The sequence below is a fragment of the Micromonospora sp. NPDC023737 genome (assembly GCF_040639715.1).
GTDB lineage: Bacteria > Actinomycetota > Actinomycetes > Mycobacteriales > Micromonosporaceae > Micromonospora.
Map to the genome: position 1 here is coordinate 110,781 of NZ_JBFAAL010000012.1, position 24,847 is coordinate 135,627.

Genomic DNA, 24,847 nt, shown 5'->3' on the forward strand with positions numbered 1-24,847 from the left:
TGCTGCCCGTGCGGGCCGGCCGGATCGTCCGCCGGCCGGCGACATCGTGGCTACGTTGCGGAACGTACCCGGGCAGTGCGGGTGGCCGCCGGGGCCGCCACCCGCACCGCGGCGTCAGTACACCGAGAGGTGCACGTGGTTGGTGTGATCGCTGGACGGGTCTCCGCCCGCCCCGCTGTACGACTTCCATCCGCTGCTGGGCAGCCAGATCTGCCGGTACCAGATCACGTAGAGCACCGCGAGCCGGTCGGAGTTGCGGATGAAGTACGCGGCCAGGTTGTTGCCGTACGTCTTGTCGCCGCCGGTGGCGTCACCGCCGAAGCCGTTCTTCTGCGCGGCGAAGTCGCATGCCCGCCCCTTGGGATGCTCGCCGGAACCGCCGTTGCGATGGCACGAGACGTAGCGGCTGAAGCCGGCCGCCTTGGCCTGCTCCAGCGCGTGCAGCGCGCGCGGGGTGATGCAGCCGCTCGCCGGTGTCGGATCGTTGACGCTGCACGACTCCTTGGGCCAGGAGCCGTCTGGGTTGCGTGGCGCCGGGTCGGCGTTCGCGGTGGAGGTGCCCCGGTTGGACCCGCCGGCGGAGGAATGGACCGCTGTCGCGTTGGCCACCTCGAGGGCTCGCTCGGCCTGTTGCTTGCGCTTCGCCATCACGGCGACCTGCTTGCGCTGCTCCTTGATCTCACCGTTCAGCGCGACGCGGGTCCGGTTCGCCTCGTCCCGGGTCGCCATCAGGTCACGCAGCGCCCGGTCCTCGTTGGAAGCGACGGCCTCCAGGGCGGCGGCGCGGTCCATGAAGCCCTCCGGGCTGCTGCTGCTGAGCAGAGCCGAGACCGCGCCGAGCCGGCCGGTGCGGTAGGCGACCCCGGCGATCTCGCCGACCTTGCCGCTGCGCTCCGCCAGTTCGGCGTCGGTCTTCTTGAGCCGGTCGGCGAGCTGCTGCTGCCTTGTCACGGAGCGGGCCAGGGCTGCCTTCGCGTCGAGCCAACCCTTGCTGGCCGCCTCCAACTGGGCGCGCAGGGCGGGGGTGCCGCCCTCGGCGTCGGTGCTGGGGGCCGCGGCGGGCAGAGCCGCCGGGGGCGTGGCCGCGGTGCCGGTGCCGGGGGTGGCCGCGAGGGCGAGGGCGAGCGCCGCGGCGATCAGGGCCGCCATCCGGGCGGCGCGTCGTCGTACGGGTGCCACTACTGGCATGCACATGTCCTTCCGTCAGCCGCCGACCGGGTTAGCTGACGGGTTCGGGACGGAAGATCCCTACCGCTCGCGCGGATGCACCCCAGGAACGTGGTTCCCCGGCTCGCCGAACGTCGGCGATTAGGCGGCGGTCGCCGCCGGCGCTGGTGGGCGCCTCCTGGCGGAGACCGGGACCGAGCCTACCGGTGCCGGTGGGACTCGTGCAGCAGTTGTGACTCCCCGTGCCGCTGGGCTCACCGGAAATTACGGCATAACCGCATCATGCGTCCGAAAACCCCGGGTGTTCCCGTCACCATTCGACCGCCCCGCAGGCCCCAGGGGCCGCGCCGGGCTCGATCTGCAACGTCGCGTGCTCGATGTGGAAGTCCTCGTGGAGTGCCTCCCGAGCCGCCGCGAGCACGGTGCCGACCTCCGCGCCGGGCGCCATGGTGAGGTGCGCCGAGGCCACCTCCATGCCCGAGGTGAGCGTCCAGACGTGCAGGTCGTGTACGCCGGCCACGCCGGGCACCGCGGCCAGCCGGTCGTGCACCGCCGTCACCTGAAGATGCTCCGGGGCGGCCTGGACCAGGATGCGGACCGCCGCCCGCCCGAGCCGCCAGGTGCGCGGCAGGATGAACAGGCCGATCGCCACCGCCACCAACGGGTCCGTCCACCACCAGCCGGTAAACGTGATGAGCAGCGCCGCCGCGATCACCCCGAGCGAGCCGAGCAGGTCGCCGAGGACCTCGAGGTAGGCGCCCTGGAGGTTGATGCTCTCCCGGGCACCGGGTCGCAGCAGCCAGAAGGCGGCCACGTTGGCCAGCAGGCCCAGCACGGCCACCGCCAGCATCGGGCCGGCGAGCACCTCCGGCGGGTCGCCGAACCGGCCGACGGCCTCGACCACCACGTAGACCGCGACCCCGGAGAGCAGTACGGCGTTCGCCAGCGCGGCGAGCACCTCGAGGCGGTAGAGGCCGAAGGTGCGTTGGGGGTCGTGACCGGCCCGTCGGGTGGCGGTGATCGCCGCGAGGGCCATGCCGATGCCGAGCACGTCGGTGAACATGTGCCCGGCGTCGGACAGCAGGGCCAGCGAGCCGGTCCGGAAGGCGGCGACCGCCTCGACCAGCATCAGGGCCGCCAGCAGGGCGAATGCCGCCCAGAGCCGGCCGCGGTGGTGCTGCGCGGCGTTCACCACCGACTCGTCGTGGCCATGCCCTGCGCCCACGAGACCACCCTCCGCCGACGGTCGGAACCTCTCAAACATATGCTCACATCGCAATGTGTGCAACTGTCGGCCGTGCCGGGGGCTGAGGCAGAGCCGCCGGGGGACCGGTCAGCCGGTCGGGTCGATCGTGCTGAGCCGCTGAGTGGCCCGGGAGAGCGCCACGTAGAGCGTCCGGACGCCCGAGCCGGGATCCGCCCGGATCTCGCTCGGCGCGACCAGCACCACCCCGTCGTACTCCATACCCTTCGCTTCCAGGCTGGTCACCACCTGTAGGCGGGACCCGCCGACCGTGCCGAGCCAGCCGGCCACCTCGTCCCGGCGGGGCGCCGGCGTGATCACTCCGACCGTCCCCTCCACCTCACCCAGCAGGGCCGCGGTGGCCGCCACCGTCGCGCTCTCCAGCTCCGCCCGCGGCACCGCCAGCTCGACCGGATCGATCCCGGTGGACCGGACCGCGGTGGGCAGCGCCAGGTCCGGGTCGAGCCGGCGGATCTCGGCCGCCGCCACCGCGAAGATCTCGGCCGAGTTGCGGTAGTTGGTGGTGAGGGTGAAGTTCTGCCGACGACGCCGGCCCAGCGCCTGGTCCCGGGCGCGCGTCAACTCCGCCGGATCACCGGTCCACGCCGTCTGCGCCGGGTCGCCGACCACCGTCCAGGACGCCAGACGGCCACGGCGGCCGATCATCCGCCACTGCATCGGCGACACGTCCTGCGCCTCGTCCACCACCACGTGCGCGTACTCCCGGTAGTCGGCCGGGCGCTCCCGGGCCGCCTCCCGGGCGGCCCGTTGCCGGTCCGCGTACGTGCTCAGCTCACGTACGCCACCCGCCAGCTGGAACGGATCCCGTTTCCGCCGGGCCGGCTGCACGGGCTTGCCGAGCAGCGCGTCGAGCTCGTCGAGGAGCGCGATGTCGGCGATCGTCAACCCCTCGCTGTCCAGCGTCCGGTACGCGCTCGCCAGCAGCCGGATCTCCGCTCCGGAGAGAACGCCGCCCGCGTACTGGCGCAGCCGCTCGGGGCGCGCCAGCCAACCCAGCACGTGCCGGGGGTGCAGCCTCGGCCACCAGGCCTTGAGGAACTCCCGGAATTCCGGCCGGTCGGCGATCTCGTCCTCGAAGGCGCGCTGCTCCGGCAACCTGCTGATGTTCAGGCGGCGGGCCTGGGCCCAGAGCGCCGCGAAGACCCCGTCGAAGCCGGCCCGGCGCACCTCGTTGCGGCGGGCGCCCCGCGGCAGCGCGCGATCCCGGATCCCGTCCAGGTCCCGCCGGTCCAGCCGCAGCAGTTCGCCGCGGTAGAGCAGACGCAGCTCCGTCGGACCGTCCGGCACGGCGTCCCGGACCGCGCGCTCCAGCACCCGGCGCATACGCAGGGAGCCCTTCACGGCGGCGACCTCGGGCGCGTCTGTCCGGGTCGCGCTCATCCCCGGGAACAGCGTGCCCAGCGAGTGCAGCGTGGCGGTCTCCTCGCCGAGGGAGGGCAGCACCGAGGCGATGTACTCGACGAAGACCGAGGAGGGTCCGACGACCAGGATGCCGCCGCCGGCGTACCGGCTGCGGTCGGAGTAGAGCAGGTACGCGGCCCGGTGCAGGGCGACGGCCGTCTTGCCGGTGCCGGGCCCGCCCGAGACGATCGTGACGCCGGAGCCGGGGGAGCGGATCGCCTCGTCCTGTTCGCGCTGGATCGTGGCCACGATGTCCCGCATGCCCCGCCCGGTCGCGCGGGAGAGCGTGGCGAGCAACGCGCCGTCGCCGACCACTGCCATGTCCGGCGGAGCGGCACCCGGGTCGAGCAGGTCGTCCTCGATCCGTACGACCCGCTCCCGGCTCGACTGGATGGTCCGTCGGCGTACCACGCCGAGCGGCTGGGCCGGAGTCGCCTGGTAGAACGCGGCGGCGGCCGGCGCCCGCCAGTCGACCACGAGACTGACCGCGTTCTCGTCCCGGATGCCGAGCCGGCCGATGTGCAGCACCTGGCGGTCGCGCAGGTCGAGCCGGCCGAAGACCAGTCCCTCGTGCTCGGCGTCCAGGGCGTGCCGCCGCTGTGCCGCGTGGAAGACCATGGCGTCCCGCTCGACCAGCGCGCCGAAGTTCCCGACCCGGGCGAGCCGGTAGCCGTCCCGTTCGGCGCGGACCGCCGACTGCCGCAGCTCGGCGAGTCGGGAGTACACCCGGTCGAGATGCCGCTGCTCGACGGCCATCTCCTGCTCCAGGGTGGTCTGGTCGGTCACGCGTGCTCCTGATCCCTCACCGGCGACGGGCACCGCGGTACGCCGCGGGCCGCACGCCGGGCCAACCGAACGAGGGTACGGCCCCGGCCGGTGGTACCGCTTCGCCAGGTACGGCGTAGCGCCTCGTCAGGCCGGCGAAGCGGGCGTGAGCGGACCGGCGGACAGCGGTCGGCCGAGCACCTGGTGGAGCACTCCGAGCAGGGCGGAGTTCACCTCGTCGGGCCGTTCCATCATGAGCATGTGCCCGGCGCCGGGACAGACGGTCAACTCGGCGGTCGGCAGCGCGGCGGCGATCGACTCGGCGCACGGCGGCGGGGTGAGCCGATCCCGGTCGCCGACGAGGGCGGCGGCCGGTAGGTGGGCCAGTTCGGCGACGGTCGCCAGGCGGTGCTGCGCCCCGATCGAGGCGCGGAACCCGCCGATCGAGCGGAGCGAGGCGCGGGCCACCGCCGACGTGACCAGCCGGATGTCGGCCGGGTCGCACCGGTCGCCGAAGAGCAGCCACCGGATGCTCGGGCGCAGTGCGCGTAGCAGCGCCAGCGGCGGCCGCCATGAGCCGCAGCGGGCGAGTACGCCGGCGCCGGTGGTCTCGGCGAGCCGGATCAGCCGGGTGATGCGGGAGGAGAGCCCGTAGGCGGTGTGCGTGTGCCCCTCGGCGGTGGTCGAGATGAAGGCGAGGCCGGCCGTACGTGCCGAGAAGTGCTCGGGATGCCGGTGCGCGTACTCCATGATCGTCATTCCGCCCAGGGAGTGCCCGACCAGGACGATCCGGCCCGTCGGGGCCAGCGCGTCGACCACTGCGTGGAGATCGTCGCCGAGTTGCGCCAGGGTGGCCGTACGCAGTGGCATGCAGCTGGAGCGTCCGTGACCGCGGGCGTCGTACGCGACCAGTCGCACCGTCGTGCCGACCGTCTCGCTCAGCGTCGTGAGTTGCCGGTGCCAGCTCCGCGCGTCCAGCGTCCAGCCGTGCAGCAGGATCATGGTGACCTCGGCGTCGGCCGGGCCGGACGTCTCGACGTGCAGGCGCACTCCGTCGGCCAGGCGTACCTCCGACTGCTCCGGCATCGCCGCCTCCCCGGGCCGCCCGGATCTTCCCACCGGCGTACCCGGTGGTAACACCGGCTACCCGCCATGACACCACGCCAACCCTGGCGGTGAAAAGATCCCCGCCACAGCCCCGCATCTGCCGATCATGAGGTTTCGGCGATGTCGCTTGCGGCCGATCTCATGATCACGGGGGTGGGGTGGGCCGGGCCGGTTCGGGGTGGGAACGCAGAACCGCCCGCCGGGATGTCCCGGCGGGCGGTTACGTGTTGCTCAGAGAGAGGGCTCAGCCCTCGAAGACGCCGGCCTCGACCAGGCGCTTCTCGGTCGCGTCCCAGCCGTCACCGGGGTGCGCCTCGGCCAGCGTGTTCAGCTCGGCGCGAATCTTGGCGGCGTGCCCGGCGGCGGCCAGCACCCGGATCTCCTCGACGAAGGCCTCGGAGTCGGTGCGCAGGTGCGCGGTCTTGCCGTTGGTCAGGTTCCGCACGTAGGCGTGCTTGCCGCCGTTGAGCGGGATGAGGTACTTAAACTCGCCCAGCACGCTGAGGGCGCCACCCTGGCCAGCCTGGCCGGCCCGGACGGACGCGCGCGCGGTCTTAGAGGTGTTGCTCGCCACGGAGGTACTCCTTGCAAGACGTACGGGAGGACTTGAACGTCCGGGGGCTGTTGCGGACGACTCCGGATGGATAGCCCGCGAAAGACGTGCGCGGCACAAGCCGCCGATGGAACTGTACACGACCACGATCCCTGGCTGGTCATCGCGCCGTCGTGGGTTCCAACGGCGGCCACCCTTCCGGCTATTCCGGCGGTTCTACCCGGTGAATTTTCCGATTCTCTGGCGCACCGTCCGTCACACCAGTCATCATGTGTCGCAGGAGCCACTCGGGTGGTCGAGGTCGTAGGGGAAGACGCACCTCGCTCTCCGGGAGGTCACCGTGCCAACGCGTGGCGTCGTATACGTCCACTCGACCCCGCTCGCCGTGTGCTCGCACGTCGAGTGGGCGATCGCGCGCGTCCTCGCCGCGCCGGTCAACCTGCAGTGGACCGCACAGCCCGTCGACCCCGGCGCACGCCGGGCCGAGTGCGGGTGGACCGGCCGTCCGGGAACGGGCGCCGATCTGGCTGCTGCCCTCCGGCAGTGGCCCATGATCCGTTTCGAGGTGACCGAGGAGCCGAGTCCCGGGGCCGACGGCGAGCGCTTCATGCACGTCCCGGGGCGCGGCCTGTTCCGGGCCACCGTCGGTGCGGCCGGTGACATCCAGCTGGGCGAGGACCGGCTGCGCAGCATCCTGGCGACCGCCCGCGCCCCGGAAGCGATCGCGCACGCTGTCGAGAAGGCCCTCGGCACCGCGTGGGACGCGGAACTGGAGCCGTACCGTTACGCCGGCGACGGCGCCCCGGTGACCCTGCTCACCCGGGTCGGCTGAGCGGAGACGTCGCGGCGTGTCGATCCTCACCGGCGGTCGCGCGGCGCCGACCGGCCGAGTTGCCCCGATACGCGGTGAACTGGTGGGATGGGCGGTGTGTCGATTCGCCCCCACCGCGCCATCGTCGCCGTCGTAGCCCTGACCGCCCTGCTCGCCTCCGGTTGCTCAGGAGCCGAGGAGCGCCCGTCGCCGCCATCGCCGTCGGCCCCGCCGTCCCCGTCGACCGCGCCGTCGGCCAGTGACCCGGCGGCCCGCGCCGCCGCCCTGGTCGGCACGCTCACGGACGAGGACCTCGCCGGCCAGGTGCTGATGCCGTACGCCTACGGCAGCTCGGCGTCCGAGGTCTCATCCGGCTCGGCGGCCGGCAACCAGGCGCTCGCCGGGGTCGACACCCCCGCCGAGATGATCGCCAAGTACCACCTGGGCGGACTGATCCTGGTCGGCTTCAGCGCCGACGACCCGACCCAGGGCAACCAGGAGACCACGAACGTGGACAGCGCGGAGCAGGTCCGTGAGCTGACCACCGGGCTGCGCGACGCCGCGGCCAAGCTGCCCACCGGCGCCGCTCCGTTCCTGATCGGCACCGACCAGGAGTACGGCGTGGTGACCCGGATCACCGACGGGGTGACCGCGCTGCCCAGCGCCCTGGCCGCCGGGGCGGCAGGTGACCCGGCGCTGACCGAGGCGGCCTGGCGGGCCGCCGGCGCCGAGCTGGCCGCGCTGGGGATCAACCTGGACTTCGCGCCCGTCGCCGACGTGCTCGCCACCCGCAGCACGGTGATCGGTTCCCGGTCCTTCGGCTCCGACCAGAAGCGCGTCTCGCCGCAGGTGGGCGCTGCCGTCCGTGGCCTGCAGGGCGCCGGGGTGGCGGCCACCCTCAAGCACTTCCCCGGGCACGGGCACAGCGCGGACGACTCCCACAAGGAGTTGCCGGCCCTGACCCAGTCCCGGGCGACGCTGGAGGCCGACGCCTGGCCGTCCTTCAAGGCGGGCATCGACGCGGGCACCATGGCGGTCATGTCCGCCCACCTCGACGTACGGTCGGTCGACCCGGGCACCCCCGCGACCTTCTCGCACAAGCTCCTCACCGACGTGCTCCGCGGCCAGCTCGGCTTCCAGGGCGTCGTGATCACCGACGGCATGAACATGGAACCGGCCAAGCGCTGGTCGCCGGGGGAGGCTGCCGTGCGCGCGCTGAACGCCGGCAACGACCTCATCCTGATGACCCCCAACGTCAGCCAGGCGTACGACGGACTGCTCGCCGCGCTGCGCGACGGATCGCTGCCCCGGGCCCGGCTCGTCGACGCGGTGACCCGGGTGCTCACCATGAAGTTCCGGCTGGCCGGCACGACCGCCCCGGACATGTCGACGTTGAACGACCCGGAGCACCGCAAGGCGGCGGACGCGCTCGCCGCCGCGGCGGTGACGGTGCTGCGCGGCTCCTGCGACACCGCCCCGATCCCGGGACCGGTGACGGTCACCTCCTCGGACGGGCGGGACAAGACGCGAGCCCTGCTGGCCGACGCCCTGAAGGCAGCCGGGGTGCGGGTGGTGCCCAGCGGCGGAACCGTGGTGCACCTGGTCGGCTACGGCGACGGCACCGGCGACCTGCGCGCCGACGCTGCCGTGACGGTCGCCATGGACACCCCGTACGTGCTGGCCAAGGCCAAGTCGCCGACGTTGCTGGCCACCTACTCGTCCAGCCGGGCGGCCATGAACGGGCTGGCCGCCGTGCTGGCCGGCAAGGCCCGTCCCGGCGGCCGGTCCCCGGTCAAGGTGACCGGCCTGCCCGCCACCACCTGCGACAGCTGACCCGCTCAGGGCTGCGTACGGCCCGGGGCGTCCGGATCGAACTGCTTCGCCGGTACGCCCCGGGCCCGCGGGTCGGGCAGGCACAGCGGCGGTGGCCCGGCCAACCCGGGGGATCGGCGCTGGACGCCGCCCGACCGCGCGTCGCAGGCGGAGGGCGCGACCCCGACGGGGGTCAGCGGTCAGCGCGCAGAGCGGCGATCAGCCACTCCACCGCCGGGACGGCGGGCGGGAACGGCTCCCGGCCGTTGAGCACCCCGATCAGCTGCCAGTACCGCTCGACCCGCCGGTCGGTGAAGGTGTCGAGGGAGTCGGCCAACGCCCGGCGCTGATCCGGGGTGAGCGTGGGACTCACCATCTCGTCGAGCACCGCCCGCCCCTCCGGCGAGGCCGGGTCGGTTCCGGCGGTCACCGCCGCGCGTGCCAGCTCGAGTTTCGCCATCGGCTCCGGCGAGGGTGCCGGCTCGTCGGTCGTACCGGCCACGGCCATCTGGCGTACCCGTCGGCGGAACTCCGGGTCGGCCACCAGTTCGGCCAGCTCCAGCCAGGCGTTCACCTCCTCGTCGGTGGGCTCGTCGGGCAGTTCCGCAGGCAGTGCCCGCATGGCTTGCGCCAGTCCGGCCGGAGGGCCCTCGACGCCGGCGAACACCTCGGCGACGAAACCGTCGATGATCTGCTGCCGCTCCCGTGCGGAGAGGCGGGCCAGGTCGTTCATGAGTCTCAACTCCTCGGTCGTGCTGCCACGTCGTGTGATCGACCGCAGCACCGCCCGGCGCAGCCGCAGCGTACGGATCTCCGCGTCCAGCGCCAGCAGGTGCGCCCGCGCCACGTCCTGCACGTTCGCCTGCCGGTCCAGGATCCGGCGTACGTCGTCCAGGCCGAAGCCCAGTTCACGCAGGCTGCTCAGCAGCTCAAGCCGGGCCACCGCGGCCGCGTCGTAGCGCCGGTAGCCGGCGGCCGAGCGGGCCGTCGGCGGCAGCAGCCCCAGGTCCGACCAGAACCGGATGGTCCGCACGGTGAGGCCGGTCCGGCGGGCGAGCTGCCCGATGCCGAACAGGTCGGTGCTGTCGTTCACAGCGGTGAGCCTCCCGTCTCCAGCCACTGGAGAGTCAACCCGATCGGCGGAGAATCCGGTCGCGCCGTCCCGGGCCGCCCTGACACCCTCGACCACATGGCGAAGGCGGAGGGGTTCGGGTATGTCGAACGGGCCGACGGCACCGTGGTGATCCGGCACCACGGGCGGGCCGCCGTCACCCTGCGCGGTGATCGAGCCGCGAGGTTCCTCACCGAGGTCGACGACGACCCGCAACTGGTGATGGCGCGATGGACCGGCAACTACCGCCGCGGCACCGAGCGGACGGCGCAGCGACACCCGCGCAACCGGGGCTGACAAGCGAAAGGGCCCGCGCTCACGAGCGCGGGCCCTTGTGTGTCAGTCGTTACCGGGGGAGGTTGCCGTGGGCGTTCCGGCCAACCGGGACGGCGGTGGTCACCTGCGCCGCCCGGACTGTGCTCAGGGCCGCGTGAAGACGAGCGCCACGTTGTGCCCACCGAAGCCGAACGCGTTGTTCAGCGCGGCGGGGATCTCCATGTTGCGCGCCTTGTGGGCGGCCACGTCCAGGGTGAGGGCCTCGTCCGGGTCGTCGAGGTTGATCGTCGGCGGAACGACACCATCACGGATGGCGAGGATGGTGGCGATCGACTCGAGCGCGCCGGCCGCGCCGAGCAGGTGCCCGGTCATCGACTTGGTCGCGGAGAGCACCGGGTGGTCGCCGAGCGCCTTGTGCAGCGCGCCGATCTCCAGCATGTCGCCGATCGGGGTGGACGTGGCGTGCGCGTTGACGTGCACGATGTCCTGCTTCGCGACACCCGAGTCGGCGATCGCCTTCGTGATCGCCCGGATCGCACCCTCGCCCTCGTTGTGCGGCTGCACGATGTCGAACGCGTCGGAGGTGATGCCGGCGCCCGCCACCCGTGCGTACACGCGGGCTCCACGCGCGGCCGCGTGATCGGCCCGCTCCAGGATGAGGACACCCGCACCCTCGCCGAGGACGAAGCCGTCCCGGCCCTTGTCCCACGGCCGAGAGGCCTTCTCCGGCTCGTCGTTGCGGGTGGACATCGCCCGCATCGAGGCGAAGCCGGCGATCGGCAGCGGGTGGACGACCGCCTCGGTGCCACCGGCGACCACCACATCGGCCCGGCCGGACCGGATGATGTCCAGGCCGAGCGCGATCGCCTCCGCACCGGTCGCGCAGGCGCTGGCCATCGAGTGCACACCGGCCTTGGCGCCGACCTCGATGCCGACCCAGGCGGCCGGGCCGTTCGGCATCAGCATCGGCACGGTGTGCGGAGACACCCGGCGTGGCCCTGATGCCTCGAGGATGTCGTCCTGGGCGAGAAGGGTGGTCGCGCCGCCGATGCCGGAGCCCAAGCTCACCGCCAGCCGCTCCGGGTCCAGCCCGGAGTCGGCCAGTCCGGCGTCCGCCCATGCCTGCTGCGCCGCGATGAGGGCGATGGCCTCGGAGCGGTCGAGCCGGCGCAGCCGGACGCGGTCCAGCACCTCCGAAGGTTCGACGGCGAGCTGCGCGGCGATCTGGACCGGCAGTTGCGCCGCCCACTCCTGGGTGAGCGGACTCACCCCGGAGCGGCCGGCGACCATGGCGTCCCAGGTCGACGCGACGTCCCCGCCGAGCGGGGTCGTCGCGCCGAGCCCGGTGACGACGACGTCGGGGCGAGTCATGATCAGGACTGCGCCTCGATGTAGCTGACCGCGTCACCGACGGTCTTGAGGTTCTGCACCTCGTTGTCCGGGATCTTGACGCCGAACTTCTCCTCGGCCGCCACGACGACCTCCACCATGGAGAGCGAGTCGACGTCCAGGTCGTCGGTGAACGACTTCCCCTCGGCCACGTCGTCCGGGCTCACCCCGGCAACCTCTTCGAGGATCTCGGCGAGGCCGGCGGTGATCTCGTCACGGGTCATTACGGTTGGTTCCTCTCATCGGGTTGATCTCGTCGGACGGCCTCGCCGCCGACGTACGCCTCGACGCTGCGCGTCGAGTCGGGTCTCAGGGGCAGCGGACGACCTGACCCGCGTAGGTCAGGCCACCGCCGAAGCCGAAGAGCAGCACCGGGGCCCCGGAGGGGATCTCCCGCCGCTCGACGAGCTTGGACAGCGCCAGCGGCACGCTCGCCGCCGAAGTGTTGCCGGACTCGACGATGTCCTTGGCGATGATCGCGTCGGGGATGTCGAGCCGCTTCGCGATGCCGTCGATGATCCGTGCGTTCGCCTGGTGCGGCACGAACGCGGCCAGCTCGGACGGGGCCACCCCGGCCCGCTCGCAGGCCTGGAGGGCCAGCGGGGCGAGCGCGGTGGTCGCCCAGCGGAACACCGTCTGGCCCTCCTGCTGCACGTACGCGCGCCAGCCCTCGATCCGCACCGCGTCGCTCTTCTCGGGCACCGAGCCCCAGAGCACCGGCCCGACCCCGGCGGGCTCGTCCTCGCCGCTGGCGGTGACTACCGCGGCACCCGCGCCGTCGCCGAAGATGATGCAGGTCGAGCGGTCGGTCCAGTCGGTGAAGTCGGAGAGCTTCTCCGCGCCGATGACGATCGCGTTGCGCGCCGCACCGGCCCGGATCGCGTGGTCGACGGTGCCCAGCGCGTACGAGAAGCCCGAGCAGGCGGTGTTGATGTCGTACGCCCCGGGCGCGTTGATGCCGAGCTTGGCCGCCACCCGGCAGGCCACGTTGGGGCTGCGGTCCACCGAGGTGCAAGTGGCGACCACGACCAGGTCGATGTCGGCGGCGGTGAGGCCGGAGTTGGCCAGTGCCTTGCCGGCGGCGGCAGCGGCCATGTCGGCCACCGTCTCGTCACCGGCGATCCGGCGGGTGACGATGCCGACCCGGTCACGGATCCACTCGTCGTTCGTGTCGACCATCCGGGCCAGGTCGTCGTTGGTGACGATCCGGGAGGGCTGGTAGTGCCCCAGGGCGACGATCCGGCTTCCGGCCATCAGTTCATGCCTTTCGTTCGCGACTGCGGGGCCCGCAGGACCGTCTCGTTCCTCGCGCTCACCGTGGTGTCGTTCGTTCGTGACTGCGGGATCTGCAGCCCCGTATCGCTCCTCGCGCTCACCGCTTCCCGCCGACGCGGGCGATCAGGTCGCGCGCGGCCGGAAGGTCGTCCGGGGTGTTCAGGGTGACGATCTCCGGGACGTTGCCGCCCTTGAACTCCCGCTTGACCAGTCCGGCCAGCGTGCCGGCCGGCGGCAGCTCGATCACGCCGGTGACGCCGAGGTCGGCGAGCGTACGCATGCAGAGGTCCCAACGGACCGGGGCGGTGACCTGGCGGACCAGGCGCTGCACCAGCTCGCCGCCGTGGTCGACCGCCGCGCCGTCGAGGTTCGACAGCAGGACGCGGGCCGGATCGCTCGGCGTGATCGCGCCGGCCGCCGCGGCGAGCGCGCTCTCCGCCGGCGCCATGTACGGGGTGTGGAACGCGCCGGCCACCTGGAGGCGGATGATCCGGGCCTTCGTCGGTGGCTCGGCGGCGAGCTTGTCGAGGTTGTCCAGCGCGCCGGCGGCGACGATCTGGCCCGTGCCGTTGCGGTTGGCGGGGTACAGGCCGTGCGCCTCGATCGCGGCGACCACCTCGTCGGGGTCGCCGCCCAGCACGGCGGCCATCCCGGTCGGCTCCAGCGCGCAGGCGGCGGCCATCTCGCGACCGCGTACGCCGGCCAGCGTGATCGCGTCCTCGGGGGTGAGCACGCCGGCCAGGGCGGCCGCGCCCAGTTCGCCGACGCTGTGGCCGGCGGTGACCGACACTTCCTGCATCGGCAGGTGCTCGCCGGCGAGCAGCGCGGCGGCGACCAGCAGCGGCTGGGTGCGGGCGGTGTCCTTGATCTCGTCGGCGTCCGCGGCCGTGCCGAGGTGCACCAGATCGACCCCGGCGAGTGCGGACCACGAACGCAGCCGCGCCTCAGCGCCGGCCAGGTCGAGCCAGGGGGTCAGGAAGCCGGGCTTCTGCGAACCCTGCCCGGGAGAAAGTACGGCGAGCACGACTACGACTCTTCCGGATACGCGCGGGTAGCGCTGTGCCGCCCCCGACCAAACCACACTAGAACCTTTGGAGAGATCCTACAAAGATCGGCGGTGATCATCGCCCGTCTGTGACGTTTTGCCCGCAGCTGGACCCAATGTCTGGGCCGGGACTGGCGGGACCACTGGGTCGAGCCGGCCGACCGCCAGCGCCACCTGGAGCGCGAACGCGTCCCGCGCGGTGAGCGGCGACAGGCCAGTCACCTCGGCGACCCGGCGCAACCGGTAGCGCACCGTGTTCGGATGGACGAAGAGCGCCCGGGCGGCGCTCTCCAACGTACCGCCCGCGGCGATGAAGGCGTCAAGCGTCTCCAGCAGCTCGCCGCCGGCGCGGATCAGCACCCCGTACACGTCGTGCCGCAGCCGCCGGCGGGCCTCCGCGTCCCCGGCGAGGGCGCGTTCCGGAAGCAGGTCGGTGGCGGGCACCGGCCGGGGAGCGCCCGGCCACGCCGGAGCCGCACGGAAGCCGGCCAGCGCGGCCCGTGCCGACTCGGCCGCCGCGTCCAGGCTCGGCACCGGCGGGCCGACCACCACCGGCCCGTCGCCGAACGCGCTGAGCAGTTTCCGGGTGGCCGTCAGTGGATCGTCGGCGCCACCGAGCACGACGACCAGCCGGTCACCGTGCACGCCGCCGATCACCTCGGCGCCGATCCGTCGAGCCTGCCGGTACACCGTGTGCAGCACGGCGGAGACCTCACCGCCCGGGGACCGGCCGACCGCCACCGCGACCGGCGGGGCGTCCGCCCAGCCCAACGCGGCCGCGCGACTGGCCAGTACGTCCGGCGAGTCGCCCCGCAGCAGCGCGTCCACCAGCAGCGCCTGCAACCGGGCGTCCCAGGCGCCGCGCGACTCGGCGGCGCGGGCGTAGACCCGGGCGGCGGCGAAGGCGATCTCCCGCGAGAACCGCAGCACCGCGTCACGGAGCTGCTGCTGCTCGCCATCCGCGGCGAGGTGCGGCACCTGCTCCTCGACGACGTCGATGGTCACCTTGATCAGCGCCACCGTCTGCTGGAGGGTGATCGAGCGCGCCAGCGCCTGCGGGGCGGCCGCGAAGACCTCGTCGGAGACCTCCTGGGTGCTGTCGGCGCTGCCGCCGCCGGAGCGCAGCCACTGCACCAGCGACCGGGTGCCGGCCTGGGCGACCAGCATGACCCAGGACCGTTGATCGGCCGGGAGGGTGCGGAACCACGGCAGCGTCTCGTCCATCCGGGCCACGCTCGCCGTCGCCAGAGCCCCCGCCGACCGCTCGATCCGGCGCAGCGTGGCGCTCAACTCTCCGTCGCCCGGCTGATTCCCCACCCCATCAGCCTGACACATGCGCTGACCAGCCCCGCTGCGCCCGGCGACCGGAGGCTCGTTCAGGACGCACCGGACGGTCGGTGCGGCACCGGCCGGGGCGTCAGCCGGGCGACGGCGCGGGCAGCTCCAGTTCCTGGGCCAGGATGGCCGCCTGCACCCGGCTGCGCAGCTCCAGCTTGGCCAGGATCCGGCTGACGTGGGTCTTGGTGGTGCTCTCCGCCATCGCCAATCGCTCCGCGATCTGCTGGTTGGACAGACCGAGCCCCAGGCAGGCCAGCACATCGCGCTCCCGCCGGGTGAGCGCGTCCAGCACCGCCCCGCTCACGACCGGGGCGGCCGGGGCGGACGACGCGAACGCCCGGATCAGTCGCCGGGTCACCGCCGGCGCGATCATTCCCTCGCCCCGGGCCACCGCCCGCACCGCGGCGAGCAGACCGGCCGCGTCGGTGTCCTTGAGCAGGAAGCCGGCCGCCCCGGCCCGCAGCGCGCCGAAGACGTACTCGTCGAGGTCGAAGGTGGTGAGCACCAGCACGTCGGCGAGCTCGTCGGAGACGATCTCCCGGGTCGCCGCCACACCGTCCCGACGCGGCATACGTACGTCGAGCACCGCGACGTCCGGGCGCAGCTCCCGGCAGAGCCGGACCGCCTCGTCGCCGTCGCCGGCCGCACCGACCACGGCGATGTCCGGTGCGGCGGCCAGGATCAGGCTCAGCCCGGCCCGGACCGCCGGCTGGTCGTCGGCGAGCACCACCCGTACCGTCGTTCCTTCGGCCGCCGGCTCGACACCGCGGGCGTTCACGACGGCTGCCGGGCGGTCGGCAGGGCGGCCCGGACGCGCCAGCGGCCCGACCGCGGGCCGGCGGCGAACCGTCCGTCCAGGAGCGCTGCTCGTTCCCGCATGCCGATCAGACCGGCTCCCGCCCCGGGCAGGCCGGCCCGGTCGGTGCGGACGGGATTGTCGACCGTGACCACGACTTCCGCCGGTCGGTACGCGATGTCCAGTTCAGCCTCACCGCTGCCGTGCTTGAGGGCGTTGGTCAGCGACTCCTGCACGATCCGGTAGGCGGCGAGGTCGACGCCGACCGGCAGGTCGTCAGGCGTTCCCGTCGTGCTGACCCGGACGACGAGCCCTGCGGCCCGGGCGTGCTCCACCAGCCGGTCCAGTTCGCCGAGCCGAGGCGGGACTGGCCCGTCGGGGTCACCATCGTCGGCGCCGGACGGCTCCGCCGGGGCGCGCAGCACGCCGATCATTTGCCGCATCTCCTTCAAGCCCTGCACGCTGTTCTCCCGAATCACCCGCAGCGCCGAGTCGACCTGGGCCCGGTCGAGCCCCGGTACGGAGAGCGCCGCGGTGGCGTGGATGGCAACCGCGCTCAGATGGTTGGCGATCACGTCGTGCAGCTCGCGGGCCATCCGGGCACGTTCCCTGGCGACCGCCTGCCGCCGGTCCAGCTCGGCGAGGCGCGCGGTCTGCTCCGCCCGGGCCCGTTCGGCCGCCGCCTGGTCGCGGTGCTGCCGCACACTTATCCCAGTGAGTACGGGCACCACTGCGGCGAGCACGATCGGTGTGCCGAAGCCCACGCCGCGCCAGCTGCCCACCAGTAGCACGCCGAGTGCCGTGGCCAGCACGCTCAGCGCGACGGTGATGCGCAGCAGCCACCGCCAGGTGCGGGGTGAGCCGTACACGCAGGCGTCGTAGAGGACCTGGGTGTAGACGAGCACGGTCCCCAGGGAGGTGCCGAGCAGCAGGTCGGTCAGGACCGCGACGGTGCCGACGAGCAGGCTGGCCCGGGTGGCGACCCGGCGTAACCCGATCGCTACGCACGCCGCCAGCAGCGGCGGCAGGAACAGCCACTCGGGCAGGTCGGGGTGCCAGGACGTCTGCCAGCGGATGTCCAGACCGAACAGGACCAGCCCGCCGACGAGCGACGCGCCGGCCAGGGCGAGGTCGCGGCCCCGGGTGCCCGAACGGAGCCACGGGGGCAGTCGCATGGCTCGATCCCACCACATCCACGGCCCGTCACCGTCCGCCCTCGGGAGGACTCCGGGCCGGTCCGACTCCACCGAAGGTGCTACGCGAGTCGCGTCCATCCGGCGGGCGACCCCGGTACGCCCCGCGCAGCCCGTCGGGGGCGGCCAGTAAGTTGGCAGGGCGCCCCGGCCGACCACCGAGGTGCGATGGCGAGTGTGAGGAGACCGGGATGGCGCAGGGGGAGGCCGATCACGGCTGCGCCCGGGGCGAGCCGTGCCGGCCGGGCAACGACCAGCAGGCGGCCGCGAAGCCGCGCCGGCTGACCGGTGGACTGCCCCCGTTCCCGACGGATCCGGCCGCAGGCCGGTCCGGGCCGGCGGAGCCGGCGCCCGGGCGGGGCGCCGAGCGGCCCGAGGAGGACGTCGCCGTGCCGCGGCAGCGGTCCGGTGAGCCCGTCCCGCCCGCCGAGCCGGAGCCGACCGAGCCCCGTTCGGGCTGCCGCAGCGAGCTGCCCGGCTGGGCGGGCGCGCACCGGCACGGTGCGGTGCGGCCCCCGTTGCGGGACGTCCGTCGGGAGCGGCCGCCGCGCCGCTGGTGCTGACTTGTCGTGATCTTCGATCGTTGCTGGTCCCGCTGCTTCCGGTTAGGACCAGCGGCGGCGGTCAGCGGGTGCGGCGGCGGATCAGCAGCGCGATCCCGGCGAGGCCGGAGGTGATGACCAGCACCACCGCGACGTTCAGCAGCAGCAGGCGCTGAAGGTCGCTGAGGGCCTGGTCGATGTCCTTGGCCGGGTTGAGCGAGTCCTCAGGGATGACCCGTTCGCCGCCGCCGACGCCGCCGCTGACGGTGTCGTACTCCCGCTCCAGCGGGACGCCCGCGGTCCGCAACGTCTCGGACATGGAGAGCCGGCCGAGGAACCATCCGGCCTGAGTCTTGCGGGCGTCCGGCTGCTTGGCCGGCCGGTAGATCCGCGGCCCGCCGACGGCCTTCGGGTACAGGTCGTAGGTCTGCTTCGGCTTGTCCCCGGCGAGCACGACGACCGTGTACTTCGGACCGAGATCGGCCGGCTTCGGCCCGGTGGCCGTGCCCGTACGGCCGAGGAAGTTGACCTGGTCGATCACGGCGGTCACCTGGGCCTGCTGGGTGTTCGCGCGCAGCCGCAACGGCTCGGCCAGCCCCACTCCGGTGATGTCCACCCCGGGCGGTGGCGGTGGCGGCTTCGGGGCGGCGTGCGCCGGGCCGGCGAAACCGACCGACAGGGCCGCCGTGAGCGCGCCGGCCAACATGGCGACCAGTCGCCTCACCTGTCGGACCATCGCCGCCTCCTCGCCCCGTTCGATGGATGGCTTCGCTGCGCCGGACGCCTCATCGGCGGTGGCGACCCGGATCCGCTGGCCGCACGCCACACTTCAAGACTCCGTGAGAAGTTGATTGGTTGCAGCTCGTGGAACAGTAATTGGAACTATTTGCGATCCCGGATCGACCAACGAGCAGCCGTTGATCAGCGGGCGGATCGTACCTTTACGGAGGCCTTCATGTGGGGCAGGGTCGCACGTTTGCTGCGCTTCGTGCTAGCGGTATCGGGCGTGGCGCTCGGTGTGTCGTTGGCTCTGCCGGCGGTGCCGGCCGCCGCGCACAACTCGTTGACCGGCAGCGATCCACGCGACGGTGCCCGGGTCGCGACGGCGCCGGCCCGGATCGAGCTCAGGTTCCTGTCCCGACTGGATCCGGCTACGACGAAGATCACAATCATCGGTCCGGACAATGTGGCCGCCGCCGGCGGCGCGCCGAGCTTCTCGGGCAGCCGGGTGAGTGTGCCGTTCAAGCCGGGCCGGGCGGGGCTCTACATCGTCGGCTACCAGGTGGCGTCCGGAGATGGGCACCCGATCTCCGGAGAGGTGCGGTTCACGCTCACCACCGGCACCCCGGCTGACCCGTCCGCGTCGCCGGGGGAGCCGTCGCCCACACCGTCGTGGACCGGCGGCACCCCGGCCGCTCCCGTGGCCCCCTCGTCCGGCCCGGCCCTCACGGCGGGGCCGGACGCCGCCAGCCCGAGCGCGGCCACCGTGCCCACGGCGAACGAGAGTGACGATGTCAGCGGTTGGCTGTGGGCGGCCGGCGCGCTGGTGCTGCTCGCCGCCCTGGCGGCCGGTCTGCTGTTCCGTCGGCGCTCCGCCCGCGGCCGTCCGTAACCCCGTCTCACCGGCCGACCGCACGTGGGATCGGCGCGCGGCCGGCCGGACGTTCGGTGGCCCGCGCGATGCCGGTCGGCGTAACCGTGCGTGACGACCGATGCAGCCTGCTGCTACGTAACGGTCGGTGACCGGCGAGGGAGGGCTCAGCTCGTTCGCTCACCGGGCCGGCCGATCACCACCGCCTCGACCTGCGGAGTCGCGCCGTACCTGCGGGGAGCCACGGGTACCCCTGGCCGCCTTTGCTCTGCACCCGCATACGCACCGGACACGAAGCGTGGCTGGCGCGGATCGGGGTGCAGAGCAAAGGCGGTGAGTTGAGGTGGGCGGCGGTCGGGCCGCCGTGACAAACAGTTAAGACGATCATCGCGGAGGCGACCACCGCAGGGGCGGCCACGGCAGGGGCGGCCACCGCGGAGGCGACCGCCCGCAGGGGCGAGTCGCGTGGTCAGACCAGGCGGACCCGGGCGGCGCGCAGCCGGGTGAGGGCGCGGTCCCGACCGAGCACCTCCAGCGACTCGAACAGCGGCAGGCCCACGGTCCGACCGGTGACGGCGACGCGTACCGGTGCCTGGGCCTTGCCCAGCTTGAGTCCCCGCTCGGCGCCCACCGCCTCCAGGGTCGCCTTGATCGACTCGGCCTCCCAGGTCGCAAGCGCCTCGAACGCCGAGATCGCCGCGTCCAGCAGCTCCGCCGAGCCCTCCTTCATCGCCTTCGCCCAGGCGGCCTCGTCGATCGCCGGAGTCGCCAGGAACAGGAAGTCGACGTTCGGCACGATCTCGCTGAGCACCGCGATGCGGGTCTGGGCCAGCGGGGCGACCGCGGCGAAGACCGCCGCGTCGAACTCCTCCGGCTGCCAGGGCGGCGGGGCGATCGTGCTGGTGCCGGTCAGCCACGGCTGGCAGGCCGCGACGAAGTCGTCCACCGACAGCGCCCGGATGTACTCCCCGTTGAAGGCGCGCAGCTTCTTCTCGTCGAAGAAGGCGGGCGACGGGTTGACGTTCTCGAGCCGGAACTCCTCCTCGATCACGGACCACGGGACGATCTCCCGGTCGCCGGAGGGCGCCCAGCCGAGCAGCATGAGGTAGTTGCGCATCGCGTCGGCGAGGTAGCCCTCGTCGCGGTACGCCTCCAGGGCGACCTTGTCCCGCCGCTTGGAGAGTTTCTGCCGCTTCTCGTTGACCACCACCGGCACGTGTGCCCAGACCGGCGGCTTGACCCCGAGAGCGTCCCAGAGCAGCTGCTGCTTCGGGGTGTTCGGCAGGTGTTCCTCAGCCCGGATCACGTGCGTGATCCCCATGGTCATGTCGTCCACGACGTTGGCCAGCAGGAAGACCGGCGAGCCGTCGCCGCGAGCGATGACGAAGTCCTCGATCAGCTTGTTCTCGAACGTCGGCTCGCCACGGATCAGGTCGACCACCACGGTCTCGCCCTCGTCCGGGGTGCGGAAGCGCAACGCCCGTCCCTCGCCCGGGCCGAGCCCCAGCTCCCGGTGGTAGCCGTCGTAGCCGGCGTACTGCGAGCCGGTGCGGGCCTGCACGTCCTCCCGGGTGCAGTCGCAGTAGTACGCCCGGCCCGACTCGTAGAGCCGCTGCGCGGCCGCCCGGTGCTCGTGGGCGTTCTCCGACTGGAAGTGCGGGCCCTCGTAGCTGGTGCGCTCGATGCCGATCCAGTCCAGCGCGGAGAGGATGCCCTCGGTCCATTCGGGCTTGTTACGGGCCGCGTCGGTGTCCTCGATGCGGAGCACGAACACCCCGCCCTGCTGCTTGGCGAAGATCCAGTTCTGCAGGGCCGAGCGGGCACCGCCGACGTGGAACATACCGGTCGGGGAAGGGGCGAAGCGTACACGTACCGTCACGCCCCAAGCCTACGGCGCTGTGCCAGCGGATTCGGCCAGGGGTCCGGTCAGGGCACCGAGCGGATCTTCACCACCAGCACGCTGCCGAGCAGGGTGACAGCGGCAGTGACGGCGTAGAGCGTCGGATATCCGCCCAGGTGTACGACGAGCGGCGCGGAGAGCGCCGGGCCGAGCACCTGCGGCGCCGAGTTCGCGATGTTGATCACTCCGAGGTCCTTGGCCCGATCCGTGGCGCGGGGAAGCACCTGGGTGATGAGCGCCGCGTCCACCGAGAGGTAGACCCCGTAACCGGCGCCGAGCAGCAGCGCCGCGACGACCGCCATCGGCCAGGTCGGGGCGACCGTGAGCAGCACCGCCGCCACCGTCATGATCAGCCCGGACACGATCACGAAGACCTTGCGCCGCCCGGACCGGTCGGAGAGCCGACCCGAGACGACCGCGGTGAGCATCATGCCCAACGTGTAGAGCAGGATCAGCACCAGCAGCGACCCCTCCGGGTCCGCCACCCGTACCCCGTCGGCCAGGAAGTACAGCAGGTAGAGGGTGCCCAGAGCGTTGCCGGTCTGGACGAGGAACCGGGTGAGCCAGGCCCAGGCGAAGTCCGGGTGCCGGCGCGGGCTGACCCACATCGAGATCAGTAGGACCCGCAGCCGCAGCGCCGGCCGATGCGTCCGGGGCAGCGGGTCGTCGCCGGTGAGTAGCGCGAACGGCAGCGCCAGCACCAGTACCGCGAGCGCGATCGCCAGGTAGCCGGCGGCGTTGCCGGTGACCACGGCCGTGACCAGCAGCGCACCGACGACGAGCCCGAGCGCCTGCGGGATGCCCACCCAACCGGAGACGCCCCCGCGCTGGGCCACGGGCACCCGGTCCGGGACGGCCGCGCTGAGACTGGCCAGCATCGCGTTGAAGCAGACCTGGGCGGCGACCCAGCCGAGTGTCACGCCGAGCACGGTGCGCTGCTGAGCGAGCAACACCAGGGCGGCTGCGCCGAGCACGGCCCCGCCGACGGTCCAGACGTGCCGGCGGCCGAACTCGCGCCCGGCCAGGCGCAGGCAGGTCCGGTCGGAGAGGGCGCCGGCCAGCGGATTCACGATCACCGCGGCGAGGGCGCCCAGCCCGGTGACCACGGCCAGCATCTCCTCCTTGCCGTCCGGGGAGATCCGCTCGATCTGCTGCGGCAGCAGCACCTGGATCGGGGTGAAGAAGGCCATCCAGACCCCGAGGTTGGCCGCGAAGATCAGCGCGATCCAGCCCCGCCGGACCGGGGCCGTCGGCTCGGCCAGCGCCGCCGGCAGGGCGACGGGCGACGGGTCGACGGTGGTCACCGTTCCGGCTTCCGGCGCGCCGCCGTGACGACGTCCCGCAGCCAGGCGTACGAGGACTTCGGCGTACGCGTCCGGGTGGCGTAGTCGACGTGCACCAGGCCGAAGCGTTTGGTGAAGCCCTCGGCCCACTCCCAGTTGTCCAGCAGCGACCAGACGAAGTACCCGCGTACGTCGACTCCCTCGTCGAGCGCAGCCCGCACCGCGCGCAGGTGCCCGTCCAGGTACGCGATGCGCTCCGGGTCGTGCACCCGCCCGTCGGGGTCGGGCGTGTCGTCGTACGCGCAGCCGCTCTCGGTGATCTCGACGGGCGGAAGCGCGTCGCCGTACGTGCGGTGCAGCCAGCCGAGCAGCTCGTGCAGCCCGTCCGGGGCGACCGGCCAGTCGAACGCGGTCCGCGGGTAGCCGTCCAACGGCACCAGCTCGAACGGCAGCGGCGAACCCTCCTGCGGAGCGCGTACCCCGGTCGGGTTGTAGTAGTTCACCCCGAGCACGTCGATCGGGGCGGCGATGACGGTGAGGTCCCCGTCGCGCACCACCGACGGGTCGCCGACCGTCCCTTCCGGGTAGCCCCGACCGAGCAGCGGGTCGGTGAAGAGCCGGTTGTGCAACGCCTCGTACGCGGCGGCGGCGGCCCGATCCTCGTCCGTGTCGCCGATCGTCCGTACCGGCGAGTAGTTGTTGGCGATCGCGACCGGGCTGCCGCTGCGCGCACGCAGCGCGGCGACCGCCGTCGCGTGCCCGAGCAGTTGATGATGGGCGACCGGGAAGGCGTCGAAGAGCAGGGTCCGTCCGGGCGCGTGCAGGCCGGTGCCGTAGCCGAGGCTCATGTGGACGAACGGTTCGTTCAGGGTGATCCAGAGCTTGACCCGGTCGCCGAGGCGGGCGGCGACCAGGTCGGCGTACGCCGCGAAACGGGCCGCGGTGTCGCGGGTCAGCCAGCCGCCGGCGTCCTCCAGTGGCTGGGGCAGGTCCCAGTGGTACAGGGTCGCCACCGGGTCGATGTCGTGCGCCAGCAGTTCGTCGACCAGCCGATCGTAGAAGTCCAGCCCGTCGGGGTGAGCCGGCCCGGTGCCGGTGGGCTGGACCCGTGGCCAGGCGACGGAGAAGCGGTACGCGGTGACGCCCAGGCCGGCCAGCAGCGCGATGTCCTCGCGGTAGCGGTGGTAGTGGTCACAGGCGACGTCGCCGGTGCTGCCGTCGGCGATCCGGCCGGGGGAGCGGGCGAAGGTGTCCCAGATGGACGTTCCGCGTCCCTCCGCCTCGGCGGCGCCTTCGATCTGGTACGCCGACGTCGAGACGCCCCAGCGGAATCCGGCGGGGAACTGTGGCAGCGGTGCGGTCGGCATGGCGTCCTCCCGGTCAACGCGAAACGTGTTCGGGACTCTAGGACGCGAGCCGGGATTGCGCTATAGGCCGTCATGACTGTCCGCGCAATGCTTTTCGGCGTGTCTTTTTCCGAACCCGTCCAGGTACGTCCGAATTTGCGCATAGAGTGCCGAATATCGCGGATGTCCTCACTGGAGGAAGACGGAAATGATCCTCGTGGAACGCAGTGCGCACGTGGTTGCGCCGGTGGAAGCGGTCTGGGATGTCGTACAGCGGGCCGAGCAGTTGCCGGCCTGGCTGGCGGGGGTCCGTGCGGCCGAGGTGCTCTCGGGTGAGGGCTTCGGGCGGCGGCAACTGGTCCAGGCCGGGCGTGGCTCGGCGCACGAAGCCGAGGTGATCGCCTACCAGGAGCCGACCCTGATCGGGTGGCGCGAGCGCGCCAAGGGTGCCGGCGCCCGGGCAGAGGCGCGCACCGAGATCTACGTACAGCTCACTCCCGACGAGGAGGAGGGCGGAGGCACGGTCGTGCGGCTGATCGTCGTACGCTGGCCGGCCGGTCCGGTCAAGGCCGCTCTGCTCCGCCTCGGTCTGCGTCGGGTCGGCGCCGATCTGGAGGAGTCGTTGGCCCGGCTGACCGACCTGGCCGCCGTCGGCTGACCGGGTCCGTCCCCGGCGTCACCCGCGATGGTGGTGGCCCGGCGTCCCCGCCAGGGGCACCGGGCCATCGCCGGCTCTCCGCCGGTCGCCCGCACGTCGATCACTCGGCGTGGTGGTCGACCGGTACCCGTCCGGCATCAGGTCGATGACCGACCGGATCGGGAAGCTCCCCGACGAACGGCGAAGGGCCCGCGCGGTGTGCGCGGGCCCTCCTTCGATCGGTA

At 72.8% G+C, this 24,847-nt stretch carries 23 protein-coding genes and 1 riboswitch; of the genes, 6 read left to right on the plus strand and 17 right to left on the minus strand.

Features of this window, described 5'->3' with window-relative positions; translation table 11 throughout:
* Nucleotides 1-114: 114 nt before the first annotated feature.
* The 5 genes from AB0F98_RS23380 to AB0F98_RS23400 all read right to left on the minus strand — a co-directional run bounded on the left by AB0F98_RS23380 (nt 115) and on the right by AB0F98_RS23400 (nt 6,278).
* Complete coding sequence (locus AB0F98_RS23380) at nt 115-1,179, minus strand: hypothetical protein (RefSeq protein WP_357738995.1); 1,065 nt, start codon at nt 1,177-1,179, stop codon at nt 115-117.
* Between the two features lie 13 nt (nt 1,180-1,192).
* A riboswitch (cyclic di-AMP (ydaO/yuaA leader) is annotated at nt 1,193-1,325 on the minus strand.
* A 152-nt stretch (nt 1,326-1,477) separates the two neighbouring features.
* Complete coding sequence (locus AB0F98_RS23385) at nt 1,478-2,392, minus strand: cation diffusion facilitator family transporter (protein ID WP_357738715.1); 915 nt, start codon at nt 2,390-2,392, stop codon at nt 1,478-1,480.
* Nucleotides 2,393-2,500: 108 nt separating this feature from the next.
* Complete coding sequence (locus tag AB0F98_RS23390) at nt 2,501-4,618, minus strand: AAA family ATPase (protein ID WP_357738718.1); 2,118 nt, start codon at nt 4,616-4,618, stop codon at nt 2,501-2,503.
* Nucleotides 4,619-4,744: 126 nt separating this feature from the next.
* Complete coding sequence (locus AB0F98_RS23395; protein ID WP_357738721.1) at nt 4,745-5,683, minus strand: alpha/beta hydrolase; 939 nt, start codon at nt 5,681-5,683, stop codon at nt 4,745-4,747.
* 265 nt (nt 5,684-5,948) lie between these two features.
* On the minus strand, nt 5,949-6,278 hold the full coding sequence (locus tag AB0F98_RS23400) for a hypothetical protein (RefSeq protein ID WP_076473997.1): 330 nt from the start codon (nt 6,276-6,278) through the stop codon (nt 5,949-5,951).
* Nucleotides 6,279-6,597: 319 nt separating this feature from the next.
* On the opposite strand from AB0F98_RS23400, the gene AB0F98_RS23405 reads away from it, so the two are divergent.
* Together AB0F98_RS23405 and AB0F98_RS23410 are read left to right on the plus strand one after the other, a co-directional pair.
* Nucleotides 6,598-7,089: a DUF3145 domain-containing protein gene (locus tag AB0F98_RS23405; protein ID WP_357738724.1), complete on the plus strand. Its 492-nt coding sequence runs from the start codon at nt 6,598-6,600 to the stop codon at nt 7,087-7,089.
* Nucleotides 7,090-7,176: 87 nt separating this feature from the next.
* A complete protein-coding gene (locus AB0F98_RS23410) occupies nt 7,177-8,901 on the plus strand; it encodes a glycoside hydrolase family 3 N-terminal domain-containing protein (RefSeq protein ID WP_357738727.1) in 1,725 nt (574 codons plus the stop codon).
* Nucleotides 8,902-9,073: 172 nt separating this feature from the next.
* Here the strand turns inward: AB0F98_RS23410 and AB0F98_RS23415 are convergent, their stop codons facing one another.
* Entirely contained in the window at nt 9,074-9,973 is a 900-nt protein-coding gene (locus AB0F98_RS23415) for a MerR family transcriptional regulator (RefSeq protein ID WP_357738730.1), read from the minus strand.
* Between the two features lie 96 nt (nt 9,974-10,069).
* Here AB0F98_RS23415 and AB0F98_RS23420 point away from each other — a divergent pair, with 96 nt between their 5' ends.
* Entirely contained in the window at nt 10,070-10,288 is a 219-nt protein-coding gene (locus AB0F98_RS23420; protein WP_357738733.1) for a hypothetical protein, read from the plus strand.
* A gap of 123 nt (nt 10,289-10,411) precedes the next feature.
* Here AB0F98_RS23420 and fabF read toward each other — a convergent pair whose 3' ends face one another.
* From fabF to AB0F98_RS23455, 7 genes are all read right to left on the minus strand, one after another.
* Nucleotides 10,412-11,638 carry a beta-ketoacyl-ACP synthase II gene (gene fabF, locus AB0F98_RS23425; protein WP_357738736.1) on the minus strand — a complete coding sequence of 409 codons (1,227 nt, stop codon included), beginning with the start codon at nt 11,636-11,638 and terminating at the stop codon, nt 10,412-10,414.
* Between the two features lie 2 nt (nt 11,639-11,640).
* Nucleotides 11,641-11,880 (minus strand): acyl carrier protein, encoded by a 240-nt coding sequence (locus AB0F98_RS23430; RefSeq protein WP_013735281.1) that lies wholly within the window; start codon nt 11,878-11,880, stop codon nt 11,641-11,643.
* 85 nt (nt 11,881-11,965) lie between these two features.
* On the minus strand, nt 11,966-12,910 hold the full coding sequence (locus AB0F98_RS23435) for a beta-ketoacyl-ACP synthase III (protein WP_357738741.1): 945 nt from the start codon (nt 12,908-12,910) through the stop codon (nt 11,966-11,968).
* A 118-nt stretch (nt 12,911-13,028) separates the two neighbouring features.
* Nucleotides 13,029-13,955, minus strand: a complete 927-nt coding sequence (locus AB0F98_RS23440) for an ACP S-malonyltransferase (RefSeq protein ID WP_357738744.1) — start codon at nt 13,953-13,955, stop codon at nt 13,029-13,031.
* A gap of 78 nt (nt 13,956-14,033) precedes the next feature.
* Complete coding sequence (locus AB0F98_RS23445) at nt 14,034-15,311, minus strand: helix-turn-helix domain-containing protein (protein ID WP_357738747.1); 1,278 nt, start codon at nt 15,309-15,311, stop codon at nt 14,034-14,036.
* A gap of 82 nt (nt 15,312-15,393) precedes the next feature.
* On the minus strand, nt 15,394-16,092 hold the full coding sequence (locus AB0F98_RS23450; protein ID WP_357738750.1) for a response regulator transcription factor: 699 nt from the start codon (nt 16,090-16,092) through the stop codon (nt 15,394-15,396).
* A complete protein-coding gene (locus AB0F98_RS23455; protein ID WP_357738752.1) occupies nt 16,089-17,285 on the minus strand; it encodes a histidine kinase in 1,197 nt (398 codons plus the stop codon). Before AB0F98_RS23455 ends, AB0F98_RS23450 begins: the two co-directional genes overlap by 4 nt.
* Nucleotides 17,286-17,494: 209 nt before the next feature.
* Here AB0F98_RS23455 and AB0F98_RS23460 point away from each other — a divergent pair, with 209 nt between their 5' ends.
* Nucleotides 17,495-17,866: a hypothetical protein gene (locus AB0F98_RS23460; RefSeq protein ID WP_357738755.1), complete on the plus strand. Its 372-nt coding sequence runs from the start codon at nt 17,495-17,497 to the stop codon at nt 17,864-17,866.
* 61 nt (nt 17,867-17,927) lie between these two features.
* On the opposite strand, the gene AB0F98_RS23465 is transcribed toward AB0F98_RS23460, so the two are convergent.
* Entirely contained in the window at nt 17,928-18,581 is a 654-nt protein-coding gene (locus tag AB0F98_RS23465; protein WP_357738758.1) for a hypothetical protein, read from the minus strand.
* Between the two features lie 219 nt (nt 18,582-18,800).
* Between AB0F98_RS23465 and AB0F98_RS23470 the strand changes: the two genes are divergently transcribed.
* A complete protein-coding gene (locus AB0F98_RS23470) occupies nt 18,801-19,457 on the plus strand; it encodes a copper resistance protein CopC (RefSeq protein WP_357738761.1) in 657 nt (218 codons plus the stop codon).
* Nucleotides 19,458-19,905: 448 nt separating this feature from the next.
* Here the strand turns inward: AB0F98_RS23470 and gltX are convergent, their stop codons facing one another.
* Genes gltX through AB0F98_RS23485 form a run of 3 tightly spaced genes read right to left on the minus strand, consistent with a single transcriptional unit; the run spans nt 19,906 to nt 23,986 of the window.
* The gene (gene gltX / locus AB0F98_RS23475) at nt 19,906-21,315 is read right to left on the minus strand and encodes a glutamate--tRNA ligase (RefSeq protein WP_357738763.1); all 1,410 of its coding nucleotides are present in this window, start codon (nt 21,313-21,315) and stop codon (nt 19,906-19,908) included.
* 47 nt (nt 21,316-21,362) lie between these two features.
* A complete protein-coding gene (locus AB0F98_RS23480) occupies nt 21,363-22,640 on the minus strand; it encodes an MFS transporter (RefSeq protein ID WP_357738766.1) in 1,278 nt (425 codons plus the stop codon).
* Complete coding sequence (locus tag AB0F98_RS23485) at nt 22,637-23,986, minus strand: GH1 family beta-glucosidase (protein ID WP_357738769.1); 1,350 nt, start codon at nt 23,984-23,986, stop codon at nt 22,637-22,639. The genes AB0F98_RS23480 and AB0F98_RS23485 overlap by 4 nt, the downstream gene beginning before the upstream one ends.
* Before the next feature lie 187 nt (nt 23,987-24,173).
* Here AB0F98_RS23485 and AB0F98_RS23490 point away from each other — a divergent pair, with 187 nt between their 5' ends.
* Complete coding sequence (locus AB0F98_RS23490) at nt 24,174-24,623, plus strand: SRPBCC family protein (RefSeq protein WP_357738772.1); 450 nt, start codon at nt 24,174-24,176, stop codon at nt 24,621-24,623.
* Nucleotides 24,624-24,847 lie beyond the last annotated feature (224 nt).